Source organism: Nonomuraea sp. SYSU D8015, assembly GCF_008065375.1.
GTDB lineage: Bacteria > Actinomycetota > Actinomycetes > Streptosporangiales > Streptosporangiaceae > Nonomuraea.
Map to the genome: position 1 here is coordinate 1 of NZ_VJYI01000001.1, position 17,306 is coordinate 17,306.

General features: G+C 67.4%; 16 protein-coding genes. 4 read left to right on the top strand and 12 right to left on the bottom strand.

The window, feature by feature from the left end:
- Nucleotides 1-86 precede the first annotated feature (86 nt).
- Nucleotides 87-803: a hypothetical protein gene (locus ID574_RS01875; protein ID WP_188187016.1), complete on the top strand. Its 717-nt coding sequence runs from the start codon at nt 87-89 to the stop codon at nt 801-803.
- Nucleotides 804-1,135: 332 nt separating this feature from the next.
- Nucleotides 1,136-3,154, top strand: a complete 2,019-nt coding sequence (locus tag ID574_RS01880) for a Shedu anti-phage system protein SduA domain-containing protein (protein ID WP_262495930.1) — start codon at nt 1,136-1,138, stop codon at nt 3,152-3,154.
- Between the two features lie 183 nt (nt 3,155-3,337).
- On the opposite strand, the gene istB is transcribed toward ID574_RS01880, so the two are convergent.
- The 10 genes from istB to ID574_RS01930 form a co-directional block, all read right to left on the bottom strand.
- Entirely contained in the window at nt 3,338-4,117 is a 780-nt protein-coding gene (istB, locus tag ID574_RS01885; RefSeq protein WP_106536463.1) for an IS21-like element helper ATPase IstB, read from the bottom strand.
- Complete coding sequence (gene istA / locus ID574_RS01890; RefSeq protein ID WP_188187018.1) at nt 4,114-5,790, bottom strand: IS21 family transposase; 1,677 nt, start codon at nt 5,788-5,790, stop codon at nt 4,114-4,116. Before istA ends, istB begins: the two co-directional genes overlap by 4 nt.
- A gap of 421 nt (nt 5,791-6,211) precedes the next feature.
- The gene (locus ID574_RS01895; protein ID WP_188187019.1) at nt 6,212-7,045 is read right to left on the bottom strand and encodes an alpha/beta fold hydrolase; all 834 of its coding nucleotides are present in this window, start codon (nt 7,043-7,045) and stop codon (nt 6,212-6,214) included.
- 27 nt (nt 7,046-7,072) lie between these two features.
- Nucleotides 7,073-7,495: a DoxX family protein gene (locus ID574_RS01900; RefSeq protein ID WP_131988985.1), complete on the bottom strand. Its 423-nt coding sequence runs from the start codon at nt 7,493-7,495 to the stop codon at nt 7,073-7,075.
- A 103-nt stretch (nt 7,496-7,598) separates the two neighbouring features.
- The gene (locus ID574_RS01905; RefSeq protein ID WP_188187020.1) at nt 7,599-8,444 is read right to left on the bottom strand and encodes an ABC transporter permease; all 846 of its coding nucleotides are present in this window, start codon (nt 8,442-8,444) and stop codon (nt 7,599-7,601) included.
- Nucleotides 8,441-9,406 (bottom strand): ATP-binding cassette domain-containing protein, encoded by a 966-nt coding sequence (locus tag ID574_RS01910; protein WP_188187021.1) that lies wholly within the window; start codon nt 9,404-9,406, stop codon nt 8,441-8,443. Before ID574_RS01910 ends, ID574_RS01905 begins: the two co-directional genes overlap by 4 nt.
- A 103-nt stretch (nt 9,407-9,509) precedes the next feature.
- Nucleotides 9,510-10,103, bottom strand: coding sequence for a PadR family transcriptional regulator (locus ID574_RS01915; RefSeq protein ID WP_188187022.1), 594 nt, complete (start codon nt 10,101-10,103; stop codon nt 9,510-9,512).
- Nucleotides 10,104-10,254: 151 nt separating this feature from the next.
- A complete protein-coding gene (locus tag ID574_RS01920) occupies nt 10,255-10,848 on the bottom strand; it encodes a PadR family transcriptional regulator (protein ID WP_188187022.1) in 594 nt (197 codons plus the stop codon).
- 539 nt (nt 10,849-11,387) lie between these two features.
- Entirely contained in the window at nt 11,388-12,236 is an 849-nt protein-coding gene (locus ID574_RS01925) for an aminoglycoside phosphotransferase/kinase family protein (RefSeq protein ID WP_188187023.1), read from the bottom strand.
- 46 nt (nt 12,237-12,282) lie between these two features.
- Nucleotides 12,283-13,110 (bottom strand): glycerophosphodiester phosphodiesterase, encoded by an 828-nt coding sequence (locus tag ID574_RS01930; RefSeq protein ID WP_188187024.1) that lies wholly within the window; start codon nt 13,108-13,110, stop codon nt 12,283-12,285.
- 175 nt (nt 13,111-13,285) lie between these two features.
- Here ID574_RS01930 and ID574_RS01935 point away from each other — a divergent pair, with 175 nt between their 5' ends.
- Nucleotides 13,286-14,680: an MFS transporter gene (locus tag ID574_RS01935; RefSeq protein ID WP_223166281.1), complete on the top strand. Its 1,395-nt coding sequence runs from the start codon at nt 13,286-13,288 to the stop codon at nt 14,678-14,680.
- Here ID574_RS01935 and ID574_RS01940 read toward each other — a convergent pair.
- Entirely contained in the window at nt 14,640-15,110 is a 471-nt protein-coding gene (locus ID574_RS01940) for a TIGR03618 family F420-dependent PPOX class oxidoreductase (RefSeq protein ID WP_188187025.1), read from the bottom strand. The two genes, ID574_RS01935 and ID574_RS01940, sit on opposite strands and share 41 nt — an antisense overlap.
- A gap of 204 nt (nt 15,111-15,314) precedes the next feature.
- On the opposite strand from ID574_RS01940, the gene ID574_RS01945 reads away from it, so the two are divergent.
- Nucleotides 15,315-16,400 carry a PrsW family intramembrane metalloprotease gene (locus ID574_RS01945; protein WP_188187026.1) on the top strand — a complete coding sequence of 362 codons (1,086 nt, stop codon included), beginning with the start codon at nt 15,315-15,317 and terminating at the stop codon, nt 16,398-16,400.
- Here ID574_RS01945 and ID574_RS01950 read toward each other — a convergent pair whose 3' ends face one another.
- The gene (locus ID574_RS01950) at nt 16,401-17,252 is read right to left on the bottom strand and encodes an alpha/beta fold hydrolase (protein ID WP_223166282.1); all 852 of its coding nucleotides are present in this window, start codon (nt 17,250-17,252) and stop codon (nt 16,401-16,403) included.
- Nucleotides 17,253-17,306 lie beyond the last annotated feature (54 nt).

Below are 17,306 nucleotides of genomic sequence, written 5' to 3' on the forward strand. Positions count from 1 at the left end.
TCGGCGCAGGCTTCATTCCGCAAACGGGTATCGGACTCCGCTTGAGGTCCACAACGAGTACCTGAGCCGGCAGCTCGCAGCATGAAGTGATCATCAGGAAGCTGTCCGGAGAACGCGGGGCTCCTCACCTTCCGATATCCGCGATCCCGTTGCGGATGCCCCAATCCCCACCCGCCGTCGAGGACTATCAGCTGCGCATCGACTTGGCTCACAGACTGCTTCATGAAGAAGGGTTTCCCGCAGACGTTCGCGTTGCCGGTCTTCTCGTCGTCCTCTACGGTCAGCACCTGTCTCGGATCGCCAGCATCGAACGAGAGAGCGTCGACCCAGCATCCACGCCCCCACGGATCAAGCTGGGTAAGGATTGGCTAGAGCTACCCGAGCCGATGGGTCGGCACATCGCCGAGCTGCTCGGGCAGGGTCCTCGCCGGAATGCACCATTCGTCGAAAACGCCAAGTGGCTCTTCCTCGGAGACGGAGCCGGAACCCATCTATCCTCCGATCGACTTGGCGTCCGGCTGGCCAAGTACGGCATCCACGCCCGAGCGATGCGCAACACCGTGCTGTTCCAGCTGGGCACGACCGTCCAACCAAGGACTCTGGCCCGGCTCCTCGACCTCCACATCACCACCGCCGTGGACTGGGTTAATAAGGCTGGCGGCATCTACGCGAACTATTGGGGACAAGTCCTCCGGGATGAAGATGCCGAGGATCTTGACCTCTTCGACCCAGGACTTGAAACCCTCGACGAGGATGGCGATGACGATCCGGAGGATCTCCTCGACGAACTCGGAATCCTATGACAGGCACGCTGACCACATGAGCACCATCGCTGTGTCTACGCCGGTGTACATGCCGAAGCGGCCCTGGCAAGATTTTTCGTGAAGCGGTGGTGTGCCACCGCGCTCCGATTACGATCCGTCACGGGTCGCGGGGCCCCTGCGGGTGCATGATGATTTCGTGTGGGTTATGTCTTCGCACCTGGATGTGGAAAGGGTGGAGCGAGTGCGGGAACCAACGTGTTCGACGAGGTGAAAGTCCCAATTGTCCGGCGCCCTACTGCCTAACCGTCCATCCTGGACGCATGACTTCCACCGCTCCCGTCAGAGCGAACGAGCCGCCTACCATCACGGCGGTGACGCGACGCGACATCTTCACCTACCTGCGCGGGATATCGCGCCCCTGGTGGGGCAAAATGGACGAGGTCACGTTCCTGGAGGGCCTCTACGACCTGGATCGACCTCCAGTCGGCAACAGCCACCTTCCAACTGTCCGCGCCGATATCCAGCAGCACCGGTTTAACAACCAAGACCTGCCCGACGACTGGATCTTCGAGGACTCCCGCTTGGAGCTCTCCCACGGACCGGATGAGGTACTGCTCACCTTTCTGGCACGAATGGTTCATCCTGAAGTGGCGGCCGACGTCGACGAGGCTATGAAGCACGTCGAGAAACTGAACCTGCTTCTGGCACCCGACGGATGGGGTCTGCGTCCGTACGAGTTCCTCTCGGGCCGCCCTCTGTATGAGCCGGTACGAGTTCCGCCTAGTGGCCCGTTGGTCCCGCTGCCGCTGGAGGATGAGGACACGGGCAAGCTCGACCTGGTCCTGGGCCAGACCTTCAGCCTCCTGGACTGCGCTGGCGAGGAGACCGCACGCGACCTGCTCCGCACTGCGGTCCTGACCCTCCGCCGTGACGGCGGCTTCTTCCATCCCACACCTGGCGACGGTTGGACCGACGCCACCTACGAGGCGGTCCTGACGGTGGAGCGCGAGCTTCTGCCCACCTGCACGCTGGAGGTGAAGGAGGTGATCTGGCAGACGCTGCAGTCCGTGCTCATCCAGCTCGGACGCATCGACGTCCAGGACCTGGTGGTCGAAGGCGACACCCGCCCGCTGCCCCACATCCCGCCGGACTGGCGGACCCAAGCCGCAGCGCCCGCGACCCCCACCGTTCGAGGCTTCCGACTCCCCTTCTCCACCACCGAGTTCGATGTCACCCGCAGGAACTTCACCGACCTAGAGATCCGCGGTTCGCAGGACAGCAGCGGGTTTCACTACCTCTATGACACCCGCGCCAGCCGGATGATCACGGACTTCATCCTGGACGACCGGCCGCAGGTAGCGACCCTGTGCAGCGTCACCATCATCAAGAAGGGCGACACCTTCACGCCGAGGATCAAGCTCTGGAAGAAGGACAAGAAGAAGGCTGGGGAATCCTCCACCACACTGACAGTGCCTGAGACCGGGACCACCCGGGCCGTCAAGGCGCTCGTCGATACCGGGGACGTCCACGAGAACTTCTGGAAAGTCATCAACTTCCTCCAGGGCTGCACCGGCTTGAGCACGCCCGGCGACTCCCTCCAGCTCGTGGCTGGCGACGAGGCCCAACTGGCCCAGCTACTGACCGGTCAGGACCGGACGATGGTTCTCGGTGCAGTCAGGACAGCTATCGGCGGCGGGCTCACAGAAGAGGACATCCGGCTGATCAGCAACCGCAAGGAACAGCTCAAAAGGTTTGAGCGCCTGCTGACCGATCCGGAGTACTTCCGGCAGGAGGAGAGCCTGGCGACGACACGCGGGGCGGAGGCGGTCTGGCAGGCCTTCTTCGAGGCGAATCAGTGGATCTTCGGCTACGGCCTCAACCTCATCGCCTGCGAGTCCATCGACGACGGCAAACTGGAACGCATCACCACCGGCGCCAACATCTTCGGCGGAGCCGGGAAACGCATCGACGCCATCATGCGGTCCAAGGGTCTGATCAGCAGCATGCTCTTCTGCGAGATCAAGACCCACGATACCGAACTGCTCTCCAAGGCCCCGTACCGCGTGGGCGTCTACCAGGCATCCAAGGAGCTCGGCGGCGGCGTGGCACAGGTGCAGAAGACGGCCAGCAAGGCCCAGCAGCTCATCTCCAGCCAGCTCCTCACCCGGATCTACGAGGACGACGGCACCCCAACAGACGTCGAACTGTCCACCACTCGCCCGCGACAGGTCGTGGTGATCGGGAGCCTGCGCGAGTTCACCCACAACGGTGCCGTGAACCCGGAAAAGATGAGCTCCTTCGAGCTGTACCGGAGATCCATCCAGGACGTCGAGATAATCACATTCGACGAACTCTACGAGCGGGCCTGCTTCATCGTCGAGGATCACTGAGGCGGACCGCTGCCAGGGCGCTCGCTGACACTTCCGCTACCCGTGATGGAGTGTTGCCGGCGCACGGGGTGGCTGCGGAGGTTTCGTCCGACACCGCTTGTTGGCGAGTTCTGACACCGCCGGGCACGTGTCGGTGCCGCGGATGTTGGTTTGCGTCGACACCGCTTCCGCGCCCGACGGGTGTCAGGTTGTCCGCTGCTTTGTGGCTTGGGCCAGACGGTAGGAGTCGGTGCCGGTCTCGAGGATGGTGCCGCCGAAGGTGAGTCGGTCGACGATGGCTGCGCATAGCCGGGGGTCGGTGAAGGTCTTGGTCCAGCCGCCGAAGGACTCATTGGACGCGATCGCGACCGAGGCCTTCTCCTCACGCTCGGTGAGGACCTGGAAGAGGAGTTCCGCGCCGCGGCGGTCGAGTTGCATGTAGCCGAGTTCGTCGATGCACAGCAGGTCGACGCGGCCGTAGCGGGCGATGGTCTTCGCCAGCGTCATCTCGTCGGCGGCCTCGACGAGCTCGTTGGCAAGCTGGGTCGCCAGGGTGTACTTGACCCGGTAGCCGGCCATGGCGGCCTCGGTGCCGAGTGCGATCAGCAGATGGGACTTGCCGGTGCCGGAGTCCCCGATCAGACACAGCGGCTGTCCCTTCTGGACCCATTCGCACTTGGCGAGGGTGTGGATCACGGCGGGATCGATGTTGGGGTTGGCGTCGAAGTCGAAGGCCCGCAGGGACTTCTCGCGGGGGAACTTGGCGGCCTTGATCCGGCGTTCGGACCGGCGTCGGGCGCGATCGTCGCACTCGGCAAGCAATAGTTCGGCGAGGAACCCGCGGTAAGACATCTGCTCACGCCCTGCCCGGTCGGCGTAGTCGGTGAAGGAGTTGCGGATGGTGGGCATTCGCAGCATCCGGCACGCTTGGTCGATCGCGGCGTCGGCTGCTTCTTCGGTCATTCCACGGCGCTTGGTGGTCACGGTGCGGCTCCTTCGTTCGGGGTGTCACGTCGGCTGGCCAACAGCTGGTCGTACTTCTCCACGCTCGGCAGCGGCCGAGTGTCGGCCGGGATGTGGGCGCGGAGCCGGCGCTCGGTCAGCGATCGCACGGCAGGGATCTCGCCTTCTCCGCGTGCCTTGTCGCCGCTCATCAGGGACTGGTGGTCCGCTGTCGTGTCGTCGGCTCCGCCATCTGCTGTGTCGTTGTACTTGCGCGCTTCCAACGCGACAGCGTCCGCGGTGAGCGCGCCTGCACGCAGCGCCGTCGCGAGTCCGGCGACGACGTGGTCGTGTGGAAGGTGCCGGTGCAGCATCAGGACCTCAATGAGGGCACGGGTGCCGTCGGCGTCACCGTGGGCCTTGCAGGCCGCGGCCCACCAGGCGTCGTGAACGGGCGTGAACCGCCCGGATGCCCTGGCCTGCTCCAGCGCTTTCGCACCGGGTAGCGCGCCCGGTTTGCGGAGGAGGACCTCGAGATAGTGGTCCAGGTCGACCCGGGTCGAGCCCTTGGTCATGAGCCGTTCGTGGCGGGCGATCTCGGTCCTGCCGTCGAACACGACCAGGTCGCTGGCGTTCAGGAGCACCCGGGCTTGACGGCCGACCATGCGCGCGGGCACGGAGTACATGTTCATCCGGACCGTGACCTGGGCGTACCGGTCCACGCGCGGGGTGAACCAGCGGCCGGTCGCGAACGGCTCGGTCGGAAGGGGCGCGAGGAGTGGCTGCTCGGTGGCGAAGTGTTCCCCGACCGTGCGGGCGCGGGACCCGATCCGCCGGGCGTCGTCGGCTTCGTCCCAGGCGTCGACCATAGCGTTGAGCTCGGCGAGGGAGTCGACTTCTGGGATGGGGACGAGGTGGTTGCGTCGGAACCAGCCGATCTGTCCCTCGACGCCGCCCTTCTCGTGCGCACCTTGGATTCCGGGCTGGCAATAGAAGGCTTCGATGCCGTAGTGGGAACGGACGGCGGTCCACCTGTCGGCCTCGACCCGCTGGCGGGAGAACCCGATCACGCTCGCGACGGCGGCCTTGAGGTTGTCGTAGCGGATCTTCCCGGTCGGCACCCCGCCGAGCACGTTGAAGGCGTGGACGTGACCCTCGAAGAAGGCTTCCTGCCCAGCCGAGGCACTGACCCTGTGCACGGCCTTGCCCGAGTAGGAGAGCCGAAGGCTGAACAGCGCGCAGGTTACGAGCTCGCCGCGCAGGTGGATGGCGACGTCGCCGAAGTCAACCTCGGCCTCGCGGCCCGGGAGGTGCTCTTGCGGGATGAACGCGTTGGCAGGTTCCCGTCCGACCTCGACGCGAATCTCACGGCGTCGGGTGGCGACGTACTCGCGGACCATCCAGTACGACACCACCCCGGCCCCGTCATGTTCGTCAAGCAGTCGATCGAAGATCCGCTTCGCCGTGTGTCGCTGCTTCCGCGGTGCGTCGAGGTCCGAGCGCAGCCAGTCGTCGATCACCACTCGGTACGCGTCAAGCCGTGAGCCGCGTTTGGGCGGTTGCTTTCTCTCCTTCGGCCATGCAGATTCCAGCGCCGCTGTCACGGTTCGGAAGCCGACGCCGTGCTTGCGCTGCAGCGCGCGGTTGGACATCCCAGATCGGGCATCCCGTCGGATCGCCGCGTACAGGTCGACCCGGGAACGCGGCTGCGTCATCGGTGGCACTCCTGACGTGAGCACGCCGTGGGCACGACTTTCGGCACCGGGCCACCGCCCGGGAACGGTGACCGCATGCGACCACAGCCCGGAATCACTGGCCCTACCGAGGTGCCTGGTCATGTGCTGCGCAGGGCTTCGGTGGGCGGTACTGACTCGGCCCGGAGTGCGGGGTACGACCGACGACGGAGCCGATGAGCAGCGAGTAGGCCAGGTCGAGTCCCACTGAAGCCCAGGTCAGTACGACGGCCCGGCCTTGCGTGGTGACGAAGACGTTGGTGACGAGCACGCCCAGGATCAGGCCTGTGATGCCGCCGACGACATCAACCTCGACACCACCTGTCCGCCCCGTGTCCCTGGCGCGACGAAGATCTGCTTGCGCGGTGCCTAATCGGTCTTCCCGCAACACCTCGCGGGCCCCTCAGTGTTCGCTGCTGAAGAACCGTAGCAACAGCGGGCCGACGGTCTGTGGATCGACGACGTGATCCGGCCCCTCGATGGTCTCCCGTTGAGCGTGGGGTAGTAGGTCTGCAAGCTCGTCGGCCGCGCGGTCGAAGAAGTCCGAGGGCAGGCCTGCCATGTAGGGGACCGTGATCGGTCCTCCGGTGGTGACCAGGACCGGTTGGGTGACCGTTGCCAGTCGATCGGCCGGCAATTGGTAGCGGTTGAGGAAGACGCTGTCGTGGACCAGCGTGGGCGCGAGGGCGACCGAATCCGCCCAATGCGCCGTCTGCTTGCCTGCCGCTTTCCTGGCCGCGATGTTGTCGTCGGAGGCGCCGGTCACGCGCATGAACAGTTCGAGAACCTCCTCGTCTCGCCCGGCGTCGAAGGCGCGTCGGGTGTCCGCGATGTACTCCTCGAATCGCGGGCGTATGTCGTCCCCGACCACGTAGGGCACCTCCCACACGGCGATCGTGTCGATGGCTGACCCGGCCGCGGCGGCTTCCAGCGCCAGCGCGCCACCAGAGGACGCCCCGAACAGGTGTGCCGAGCCGCCCGCCTCCGCGATCAACGCATCCAGGTCTTCGATCTCCCTTTCCACGGCGTAGGGCTCGGTGAAGCCGCTCGCGCCGCGTCCCCGACGGGCATAGTTGTAAACCGTGAAGTGCTCGGCGAGAGCAGGTACCAAGGGAGCGTTCTCGGCTCCGTCGTCCAGTCCGCCGCCTACCAGGACGACAGCCGGGCCGCTTCCCTTCCGGTCGTAGGCGATGGCGGTGCCATCGTTTGATGTCACGCGAAAGGCCATCTCGTTCATCTCACATCTCCGTTCGAGAGGTTTGTCTCAGCGCCTGAGCAGCGTGCCGACGACGGCCTCGGTGCGCGACCACCGCGCCCTTGCGATCACGGCCGCCACGACGAGACAGGCGAGCGGCAGCCAAGGGCTCTGCTCGAGCACGAACTGATCGGTGATGACAGCACCGGTCAGCAATGCCGCCAACCCGAGACTGGCCAGGCCCGCCAGAGCCGGGATCAGAAGTCCAACCCCTCCCGCGACCTCCAGCGCTCCGACCAGGTACCGGAGCCACTGGCCAGCCCCGATGTCGGCGAACATGTCCACCATGACCGGGTCGCCGGCGAGCTTCGAGATTCCGCCGCCGGCGATTATCGCCGCCAGGACGACTTGCAGAATCCAGACGCCGATGCTGCTCGCCCGCCCGGGCATGTGCGCAACGGTTTCCGAGTTGTTCTTGGGGATGGTGCTCATGCGTCTCTCCTTGTCGTGTCCGGGCCTGGTACCGGTGATGGCGTTGGCCGAGTGGGCCGGGTTGTCGGAGTTGATGTCGACCAAGTGCTCGCGGTAGCGGCATCTACTTCTTGTTGCGGTAGAGGACCATGGTGATGGGACCGAAGACCGCGACGAGAAGTACGGACGAGACGAGCACCCAGCCGATTTCCCCGGCGGGCACCGAGCCGTGCATCAGGCCGCGTACCACGGTCGCCAGGTGGGTGATCGGGTTGACCTCGATGACCGCCTGCATCCACCCGGGCATCGTCTTCGGGTCCACGAAGATGTTGCTCACGAACGTCAGCGGGAACATCACCATCATGCTGACCCCCGCCACCGAGTTCGGCGTGCGCAGGATCAGGCTGAGCATCGTCCACAGCCACGACAGGCAGAACGAGAACACCAGCAGCAGCACCACCGACAGCACCACGCCGACGGCGCCACCCTCCGGCCGGAACCCTAGGACCAGGCCGAGCATGATGACGATCGCCGACCCGATCGAGTAGCGCACCAGATCGCCGAGCAGGGCGCCGACCAGCGGCGACGGCCGCCACACCGGGAGCGACCTGAACCTGTCGAAAACGCCTTTCTGGATGTCGGTGTTCAGCGTAATGCCAGTGTTCATGGTGATCATGACGTTCGCCTGCACCAGGATGCCCGGCAATAGGAACTGCAGGTACTCCTGAGTCGACCCGGCGAGCGCGCCACCGAACAGGTAGGTGAACATCAGCGTGAACATGATCGGGAACATGGTCACGTCGACGAGCTGCTCCGGGACGTGTTTGATCTTCAGCAAAGCGCGCCAGCCGAATGTCAACGAGGTGAGCACCGGGCCGGGGCGAGACGGCCGCTCGCCGGCCAACAGCACACTGCGCAGCGCGTCCTCGGTGACCGGCGCCGACGCCTGCTCTGCGGTCGTGGCATTCATGCGGCATCCTCCTCGGGTGTCTCCTCGGCGGTGTGTCCGGTCAGGGTGAGGAACACCTCGTCCAGGCTCGGCTGACCGAGCGCGAACTCGGTGACGTCGATGCCGCTGCGGGACAGCTCGGCCAGGGCGCGGGCGACCCGCTCGGGGTCGGAGATCCGCGCGGACAGCGCGGCCGGGTCGGCGGACGGCTCGGCCGGCACCTCGAGGACGCCGGCGAGGACCCGTTCGGCCTCGGCCCGCTGCTCGGGCGCACGTAGCCGTACGTGCAGCGAGCCGGCGCCGACCGATGCCTTGAGCTCGCCGCTCGAGCCCTCGGCGATGACCTTCCCGTGGTCGATCACCGCTATCCGGTCGGCGAGCTGGTCGGCCTCGTCGAGGTACTGAGTGGTCAGCAACACGGTGGCGCCCTCGGCGACCATGCCCCTGACGATCTCCCAGACTTGGTTCCTGCTGCGCGGGTCGAGCCCGGTGGTCGGCTCGTCGAGGAAGATCAGTTCGGGGGTGACGACCAGGCTCGCCGCGATGTCGATGCGCCGGCGCATCCCGCCGGAGTACTTCTTCACCTGCCGGTCGGCCGCCTCGGCGAGGCCAAACGCGTCGAGCAGGTCGGCCGCTCGCCGCCTGCCTCGGCGGCGTGAGTAGCCGAGCAGCCTGGCGAGCAGCAACAGGTTCTCCACCCCGGTGAGGTCCTCGTCGACCGACGCGAACTGCCCGGTAAGGCCCACCCTGCTTCGCACCGCCTGGGCGTCACGCACGACGTCGTAGCCGAGCACTTGCGCCTCTCCGGCGTCGGGGCGCAGGAGCGTGGCCAGCATGCGGATCGTGGTGGTCTTGCCCGCCCCGTTCGGACCGAGCATGCCGTACACGCCCCCGGCGCTCACGGCCAGATCCACACCGGCGACCGCGTGGGTCTTGCCGAAGCTCTTCTTCAACCCTCTCGTCTCGATCGCGAGCTTTCCCATGGGTTCGATTCCTTCTCTCGGTGTTGCGAACGGATTGGTTGAGCTAGTCAAGTTTGACTACTTGGCCAGAGTGCACGAGCAGGAAACGTCTAGTCAAGGTTGATTAGAAGCGCATCTTGAGGGGATCGTGGACCGTTCGCCACGAACCCGGATCATCGGCCATGGTGTAGGCGCCCTCAGACAGTCGTTTGCTCAGGTTCTTCGCCCACTCCAGTTCGGTGCGTGCGCGTCCCGCCCACAGTTCGGCCTGATCGCGGACGTGTTCGGGAATGTCGGGGTTCGGGTTCTCCCACCCCTTGGCCTTCCCTGCGAGCTCCGCTTCCAGGCGCGCGACCCGCTCGTTAACGTGCGCGATGGCATCTGTCCTGGTCAGCATGGGCAACATGGCGATGGCCGCGTCGAGCATGGTGGGGTCATGGGTGCGCCGCAGACCGTCGCGGACCAGTTCGACTATCTCGTCACGTCCCCGAGCTGTCGCGCGGTACAGAACGCGCTCCGGCCCGTAGTTGCCCGGCTCGGCGTGTTCGGTGAGGAGGCCATCAGCCGCCGCCTTCTTCAGCGCGTGATAAATCGAGCCGGGCTTGATCTTGGCCCAAATCTCCGCACCCCAGCTCTGCAGTTCGGACCGCACCTGGTAGCCATGCGCGCCGCCGGAGAGGTGCACGATACCGAGTACCAGGAGCTTCGTCGCCGACATACGCCCACCTCCGCTCAACCTGCTTGTCTCGATCGCGAGCTTTCCCATGGGTTCGATTCCTTCTCTCGGTGTTGCGAACGGATTGGTTGAGCTAGTCAAGTTTGACTACTTGGCCAGAGTACGCGAGGAGGAAACGTCTAGTCAAGGTTGATTAGAAGCGCATCTTGAGGGGATCGTGGACCGTTCGCCACGAACCCGGATCATCGGCCATGGTGTAGGCGCCCTCAGACAGTCGTTTGCTCAGGTTCTTCGCCCACTCCAGTTCGGTGCGTGCGCGTCCCGCCCACAGTTCGGCCTGATCGCGGACGTGTTCGGGAATGTCGGGGTTCGGGTTCTCCCACCCCTTGGCCTTCCCTGCGAGCTCCGCTTCCAGGCGCGCGACCCGCTCGTTAACGTGCGCGATGGCATCTGTCCTGGTCAGCATGGGCAACATGGCGATGGCCGCGTCGAGCATGGTGGGGTCATGGGTGCGCCGCAGACCGTCGCGGACCAGTTCGACTATCTCGTCACGTCCCCGAGCTGTCGCGCGGTACAGAACGCGCTCCGGCCCGTAGTTGCCCGGCTCGGCGTGTTCGGTGAGGAGGCCATCAGCCGCCGCCTTCTTCAGCGCGTGATAAATCGAGCCGGGCTTGATCTTGGCCCAAATCTCCGCACCCCAGCTCTGCAGTTCGGACCGCACCTGGTAGCCATGCGCGCCGCCGGAGAGGTGCACGATACCGAGTACCAGGAGCTTCGTCGCCGACATACGCCCACCTCCGCTCAATCTGCTCGGACGCGCTCCGCTTGCGCGCCCGCCAGGGTGGTGTCAACTCCCACCAACACTAGGGTGCTCTCCTGGTCCGGGTGGTGTCAGCACTGACCTACAAACGGTGCTGGTGGAGACCTCCAAAGCCAACGGGGCACATCCCGGCTTCACGGAAGCTTGCCAGGGCCGCTTTCCTGTGAACACCCACAGCATCGGACCGGGGTGGGCTCGTCGGGACATTCGCGATGCAGGGACGGCAGCAGAAAATAGACGGCCCACGCGACGGACTGCTCAGTCGCCTGTGATGGGTCGAACTCGGCGTACCTATGACTCCCAGCAGGTCCCAGTACGCAGTGGCACGGTAGCCGCGGGCGCGACATACCGGCATGATCGGAGGGGGATCTGGGGAGTTCCAGGTCCCCCTCCGGCCTGTACGCCGAAAGCCTCAGCCGAAAGCCTCAGAGGAGAGGTGGCGGCCTTCGATAAGGGGCAGGCTGCGGTCAGCGCCGCGGGGTCAGGGTGGGGTCAGTGCCGCAGGGTCACGGTGTGGTCAGTGCCGCGTCGATGGCCGCGCCATTGCGCTCCAGCCACGCCTCCTGCCGCTTGATCTGCTCGCCGACGCCCTCCTCCCACATGCGGGCCCAGCCGCCGCCCCGCTCCTCGGCGATCTGCTTCATCGAGTACCACGATCGCCGCGTCCGCAGCACGGCCACCTCGACGAGCCGGGAGCGGTCGACGTCCGACATCCCGTAGGCGTCGGCGAGGATCCGGCAGCGGCGCGGCACGTCCACGTCCCGCAGCAGCGGGTCGGCGTCGACGGGGTCGGAGAGCGGCGCCCAGTACAGCATCGCGTTGCACACCCCGTCCACCCTGGCGACCGGCTTGGCGATGTCGAAATCGATCAGTGCGACCGCCCTGCCGTCCCGGAAGACGATGTTGTCCGGCGTGTAGTCCATGTGCCCGACCACCTCGGCCGGGTAGGGCGGCGCGGGCGGCATGCCCGGCGGCTCGGAGAACCCGAAGTTCGGCCGCACCCCTTCGGGCATGACGAAACCCGCGACGGCGTCGTCGTAGTCGCGCACGAGCCGCCCGACGGAGGCCAGCCGCTCCTCGTCGGCGATCCACGCCGGCCGAGGCCGCCCGGCGACCTCGCCGGGGACGAAGGTCAGCACCTCGCGCCCGGCCGCGTCGATGCCGAGGAACCGCGGCGCTCCCGCGAACCCGACCCTCTCCAGATGCCGCAGCAACGCGTGGACGAGCGGGGCGTTGGGGCCGACCGGGCGGCGTACCGTGTCGCCGGCTCGCACGACCCCTTCGGTGACGTCCCCGCCGGCGAGCGGGATCTCGGGTTGGGGCTCGGATGGCTCGACGTACGTGAAGGATTTCATTGTCCCCCTGAGATAGAGGTCCGACGCTTCGGGGACGTCATGATAGTCAGGTGTCGAGCACGTCGTGCAGGACGTCAGGCTTGTCGGTGATGATGCCGTCGACGCGGTACGTCACCATCCGGCGCATCGCGTCAGCACTGTTGACCGTCCAGGTGAGGACCTTCATGTCGAGGGCGTGCACGCGGCGCACGTACGCGGCCGTGAGCCCGGTGTACGGCGGATTGATCTGGTCGGCGAACTTCGCGAGCTCGGGCAGCTGGGCAGTGGACGGCGTCCCGAGCAGCCCGATCGGCACGTCGGGCAGCAATCGGTGGAACGTCCGCATCGACTCCCAGTTGAACGACTGCACCACCAGCTTGCCCGGCGCCAGCCAGCCGGGATGACGGCGCAGCTCGGTGGCGATGCGCTCCTCGATGCCCGGGTAGAGCTCCGGTTTCTTGACCTCCAGCAGGAGGCCCATGCCGGAGCCGCTCATCGCGCGCAGCGCCTCGCCGAGCGTGGGCACCGGCTCCCCGGCGTACTTGCCGCCGAACCACGACCCCGCGTCCAGTTTGCGGATCTGCGCGAGCGTGAGGTCGCCGACGTTCCACGGCGACAGGCCGGGGAAGACGCGCTCCACGTCGGTGGTGCGGGACAGCGTGGTGTCGTGCATCAGGACCAGCTCGTGGTCCTTGGTCTCCTGGACGTCGAGCTCGAACATGTCGGCCCGCTGCCGGCCGGCCAGCTCGAAGGCCGCGATCGTGTTCTCGGGCGCGTACGCGGAGGCGCCCCGGTGGGCGACGTTGAGGACCGCCGTGTCGGCGGTGGCCGCGGGGACGGGCGCCGCGAGGGTGGACAGTGCGGCGGCGAGGACGAGGACGAAACGTCGGAACATGGGTCTCCTCTTGTGGGGAGAGGCCTACGAACCGACGGTGACAAGGGTGCGTGACTGCTGGTTGAGGGAAGAGTAGATCTGCGGTGCCCGGCCGGTGAGCAATAGACACCGGCATGTCGAGGGCGGGCTGAGGGTGATGGTGATCAAGCGGTGGTGACGATCTAGCCTGAAGGGTGTGAGATTCCCCGGAGCGTTGGCCGTCCTCCTCTCCGCCTGGTTCATGGCCCAGTTCGACTTCTTCGTCGTCAACGTGGCCGCCCCCTCCATCGAGCGTGACCTCCACACCGGCCCCGCCGCCCTGGAGCTGATCGTGGGCGGCTACGCCTTCACGTACGCGGCCGGCATGATCACCGGTGGGCGTCTGGGCGACCGCTACGGCCACCGGCGCATGTTCCTCTGGGGCGTGGCCGCGTTCACCATCGCCTCGGTGCTCTGCGGGATCGCCGTGAGCCCGGCCCAGCTCGTCGCCGCCCGTCTGCTCCAAGGCCTGGCGGGCGCGGTCATGGTGCCGCAGGTGCTGGCCACGATCTCGGCCGTCTACCCGCCCGAGGAGCGGGGCAGGGCGGTCGGCTGGTACGGCGCCGCCGGCGGCCTGGGCTCCATCGCCGGGCAGGTCCTGGGCGGCCTGCTGCTGACAGCCGACGTGCTGGGCCTGGGCTGGCGGATCATCTTCCTCATCAACCTGCCGGTCGGCCTCGTCGTCGTGCCGCTGGCCGCGTGGCTACTGCCCGAGGTCGAGAGGGCCCGCCGGCCGCGCCTGGACCTGCCGGGCGCGGCGGGCCTGGCCGCGGGGCTGGCGCTGGTGCTCGTGCCGCTCGGCCTCGGCAACAGCCTGGGCTGGCCCGCCTGGACGTGGGTGAGCATGGCGGTGAGCGTGCCGGTGTTCGCGCTGACGTGGCGCCGGCAGCGGCTGCTCGGGGCGCGCGGCGGGCAGCCGGTGCTGGACCTGGCGCTGCTCAAGGTGCACTCCTACCTGGCGGGTGTCGGGTCGATCGTGGCGTTCATGGCGTATTTCGCCTCGTTCATGTTCACGCTGACGCTGCTGCTGCAGGGCGGGATGGGCTTGACGGCGTTCGAGGCGGGGCTGGCGTTCGCGCCGATGGGCGTGCTGTTCTCCCTGACCTCGCTGCTGGGGACGCGTCTGGTCAAGAGGTACGGGCTGATCGTCGTCATGATCGGCGGCACGGTGTCGGCGATCGGGCTCGGCCTGCTGGTGGCCGCTGCCGGCCTGGGCCTGCCGTACGTCATGGCCGGGCTCATGCTCGTCGGCATCGGCAACGGGCTGGTCCTGCCACAGCTCATCGGGGCGGCTCTGGTGGAGGTGGAGCCGCACCAGGCCGGCATCGGCTCCGGCATGCTGAGCACGGCGCAGCAGTTCGCCGGGGCGGGCGGCGTGGCCGTGATCGGCGCGGTGTTCTTCGCGGTGGCACTGGGCGGCGGACACGTGGCGGCCATGCGCTGGTCGGCCGCCATCGACCTGGCGCTCGTCCTCGTCGTGATCGCGTCCGTGGCCTACAACCGGCGCCGCGCTACACGGCGAGCGCCGTCCCGTACAGCCGCGACACCCTGATCCTGATCACCAGCCGCCGGTCGTCGACCATCTGCCGCAGGAACGCCCCCTCGTCGGCCGGATCGGCCAGGCCCGCCTGCATGGCCAGGAGCTCCCGGCCCACCTCGTCGCCGGGCTCGGTGGTCACCGGCGACAGCTCGGCGTCGCCTTCCGCCACGGCGTAGGACCAGAAGTCGTCGCTGGTCACGTACAGCGCGCAGCGGGGCTCCTTGTGCAGTTGCCGGACCTTGAGCCGGTCGGCGATGGTGGAGATCCGCACCACCCGCTGTCCCGGGTCCCAGCGGTAGAGGACGGTGGACAGGTGCGGGTGTCCGCTGCTCTTGTGCGTCGCCAGCGCACCGAAGCGCTGCTGGCCCAGCAGGAGCGAGAGCTCGTCGTCCGTCAGCGACCTCGGCCCGGGGCCCTCGCCCGGCCCGTACTGCTGCGCCATTTGCCATCCCCCGTCCCGATTGTGGACACATCACCCTAAGCCAAGCTGGGGACTCGACGCGACCGGCCCCCCTGGTGGTGTATTCGTTACAGAGAGGTGAGCCGCTCGTGGCGGATCAGCACTGTCGGGAATCAAGTAACCGTTAAGTGCCTGTAGATGCGCGGCGCGCATCCTGGGCGGACCGACGGAAGGGGACCCACGACCATGACAGCTCGGTTGCTCGCCCAGCGCCCCAGCAAGGCACTGCTCGCCGGGCTGGTCGTCTCGGGGTTTCTCGCCCTGGTCGTCCTCGCCTTGATGCTGGCGGACGGGGGTCCCGTCGGGTTCGGGCTGTCCGCGCTGCTGGCCGTGGCGCCGCTGCCGGTGCTGCTCGCGGCGGTGCTCTCGCTCGACAGGCTGGAGCCGGAGCCGAAGTTGCACCTGGCGTTCGCGTTCGCGTGGGGCGCGGGGGTGGCGGTCGTGCTGGCCGTGGCGTTCACGCTGCTGGGCCAGCAGTTGTTCCTGAGGGCCGGGTACGGCGACGCGCTCGTCGAGAGCATCGGCGCCGTCGTGCTGGCACCGGTGATCGAGGAGGCGCTCAAGGGCTCGGCGTTGCTGCTCCTGCTGCGCAGACGGCACGAGATCGACGGCCTGACCGACGGCATCGTGTACGCCTCCATGGCCGGCCTGGGCTTCGCTGCCGTGGAGAACGTCGGCTACTACCTGCTCGCATACGGCGAGAACGGCGCCGGCGCGGCGATCCAGCTGTTCGTGCTGCGTGGGCTGATCGACCCGCTCGGCCACCCGATCTACACCTCCTTGATCGGTGTCGGCGTCGCATACGCGCTCACCCGCCGCACGGCCGGCCGGTTCGCCGCGATCCCGGTCGGCTACCTCGGCGCCGTCCTCCTGCACGGCCTCTGGAACGGCGCCGCCACCACGCAGTCGCTGGCCAACCTGGGCGCCGCCTACCTCGTGATCATGGCGGCGCTCATCCTGCTCATCGTCGTGACCGTCGCCGAACGCCGTCAACTGGTCGGCAAGCTGAGCGTCTACCTGCCCGGCTACCAGCACACCGGGCTGGTCACCGACGCCGACGTCCGGATGCTGAGCACGCTGTCGGCGCGCAAGGCGGCCCGCAAGTGGGCCAGGGGAGCGGGGCTCGGCCGGGCCATGAGCGACTATCAGCAGGCCGCGACCGAGCTGACCATGCTCCACCTGCGGGCCGAGCGGAAGGGCATGGACCCGGTCAAGTTCGCGCTGGAGCGGGACGCCTACCTCGGGGCGATGGCGCAGGCCCGCCGCTGGTGATCAGCGCGGCAGCAGGAAGTCCAGCAGGTGCGCGAGCACCGCGTCCGGCTGTTCCTCGGCCAGGAAATGCCCGCAGTCGGGGATTTCGGCTCCCCGCACGTCAAGGGCGTAATCCCGCCAGATGTCCAGCACCGGCACCCGGCTGGCCAGTCCGGCCGCACCCCACAGCGCCAGCACCGGCATCTCCAGCCGCCGGCCCGCGTCCCAGTCGGCGTCGTCGTGCTCGGCATCGTACGGGAACGAGGCCCGATAGTCCGCGAACCCGGCCCGCAGCGCCCCCGGCTGCTCGAAGGCCCGCACGTACTCGTCGGTCTCCAGCCGTGACCGCTGCACCGTCCACCTCTCGAAGAAGTAGCCCAGGTAGCCGCGTACGTCCTGGCCCGCCAGCCGCTCCGGCAGGTCGGGCTGCAGGTGGAACGTCCAGTGCCAGGTGCTCGCGGCCAGGCCCGTCGTCATGTCGAACCTGCGCCACATCTCCCTGGTCGGGATGATGTCCATGACCACCAGTCGCTCCACCTCACCGGGGTGGTCGAGCGCGTAGCGGTGGGCGACCCTGGCGCCCCGGTCGTGTCCGGCCAGCGCGAGCGTGGAGTGGCCGAGCGAGCGTACGAGGGCGCGGACGTCGGCCGCCATCGTGCGCTTGTCGTAGCCGTCGGCCGGCTTGTCGGTGCGGCCGTACCCGCGCAGGTCGGGCGCGACGACCGTGAAGTGCTCGGCCAGCGCGGGGATGATCGCGCGCCAGCAGTACCCGGTCTGCGGCCAGCCATGCAGCAGGACCAGCAGCGGGCCGTCGCCGTCGATCAGGTAGTGCATCCGCAGGCCGCCTAGGTCGGCCATCCGGGCTTCCGCCATCGTCTCAACTCCTTCGCGGCGTCCCTCGGTTCGGTCATTGAACCCTGGGAAGCC

What these genes read in the sequence shown, in the direction of transcription:
- ID574_RS01940 (WP_188187025.1), bottom strand. Translation starts at nt 15,110, where the DNA reads ATGGCGCAGCAGTACGGGCCGGGCGAGGGCCCCGGGCCGAGGTCGCTG.
- ID574_RS01900 (WP_131988985.1), bottom strand. Translation starts at nt 7,495, where the DNA reads ATGAGCACCATCCCCAAGAACAACTCGGAAACCGTTGCGCACATGCCC.
- ID574_RS01950 (WP_223166282.1), bottom strand. Translation starts at nt 17,252, where the DNA reads ATGGCGGAAGCCCGGATGGCCGACCTAGGCGGCCTGCGGATGCACTAC.
- ID574_RS01925 (WP_188187023.1), bottom strand. Translation starts at nt 12,236, where the DNA reads ATGAAATCCTTCACGTACGTCGAGCCATCCGAGCCCCAACCCGAGATC.
- ID574_RS01945 (WP_188187026.1), top strand. Translation starts at nt 15,315, where the DNA reads ATGACAGCTCGGTTGCTCGCCCAGCGCCCCAGCAAGGCACTGCTCGCC.
- ID574_RS01920 (WP_188187022.1), bottom strand. Translation starts at nt 10,848, where the DNA reads ATGTCGGCGACGAAGCTCCTGGTACTCGGTATCGTGCACCTCTCCGGC.
- istA (WP_188187018.1), bottom strand. Translation starts at nt 5,790, where the DNA reads ATGACGCAGCCGCGTTCCCGGGTCGACCTGTACGCGGCGATCCGACGG.
- ID574_RS01930 (WP_188187024.1), bottom strand. Translation starts at nt 13,110, where the DNA reads ATGTTCCGACGTTTCGTCCTCGTCCTCGCCGCCGCACTGTCCACCCTC.
- ID574_RS01915 (WP_188187022.1), bottom strand. Translation starts at nt 10,103, where the DNA reads ATGTCGGCGACGAAGCTCCTGGTACTCGGTATCGTGCACCTCTCCGGC.
- ID574_RS01905 (WP_188187020.1), bottom strand. Translation starts at nt 8,444, where the DNA reads ATGAATGCCACGACCGCAGAGCAGGCGTCGGCGCCGGTCACCGAGGAC.
- ID574_RS01910 (WP_188187021.1), bottom strand. Translation starts at nt 9,406, where the DNA reads ATGGGAAAGCTCGCGATCGAGACGAGAGGGTTGAAGAAGAGCTTCGGC.
- ID574_RS01895 (WP_188187019.1), bottom strand. Translation starts at nt 7,045, where the DNA reads ATGAACGAGATGGCCTTTCGCGTGACATCAAACGATGGCACCGCCATC.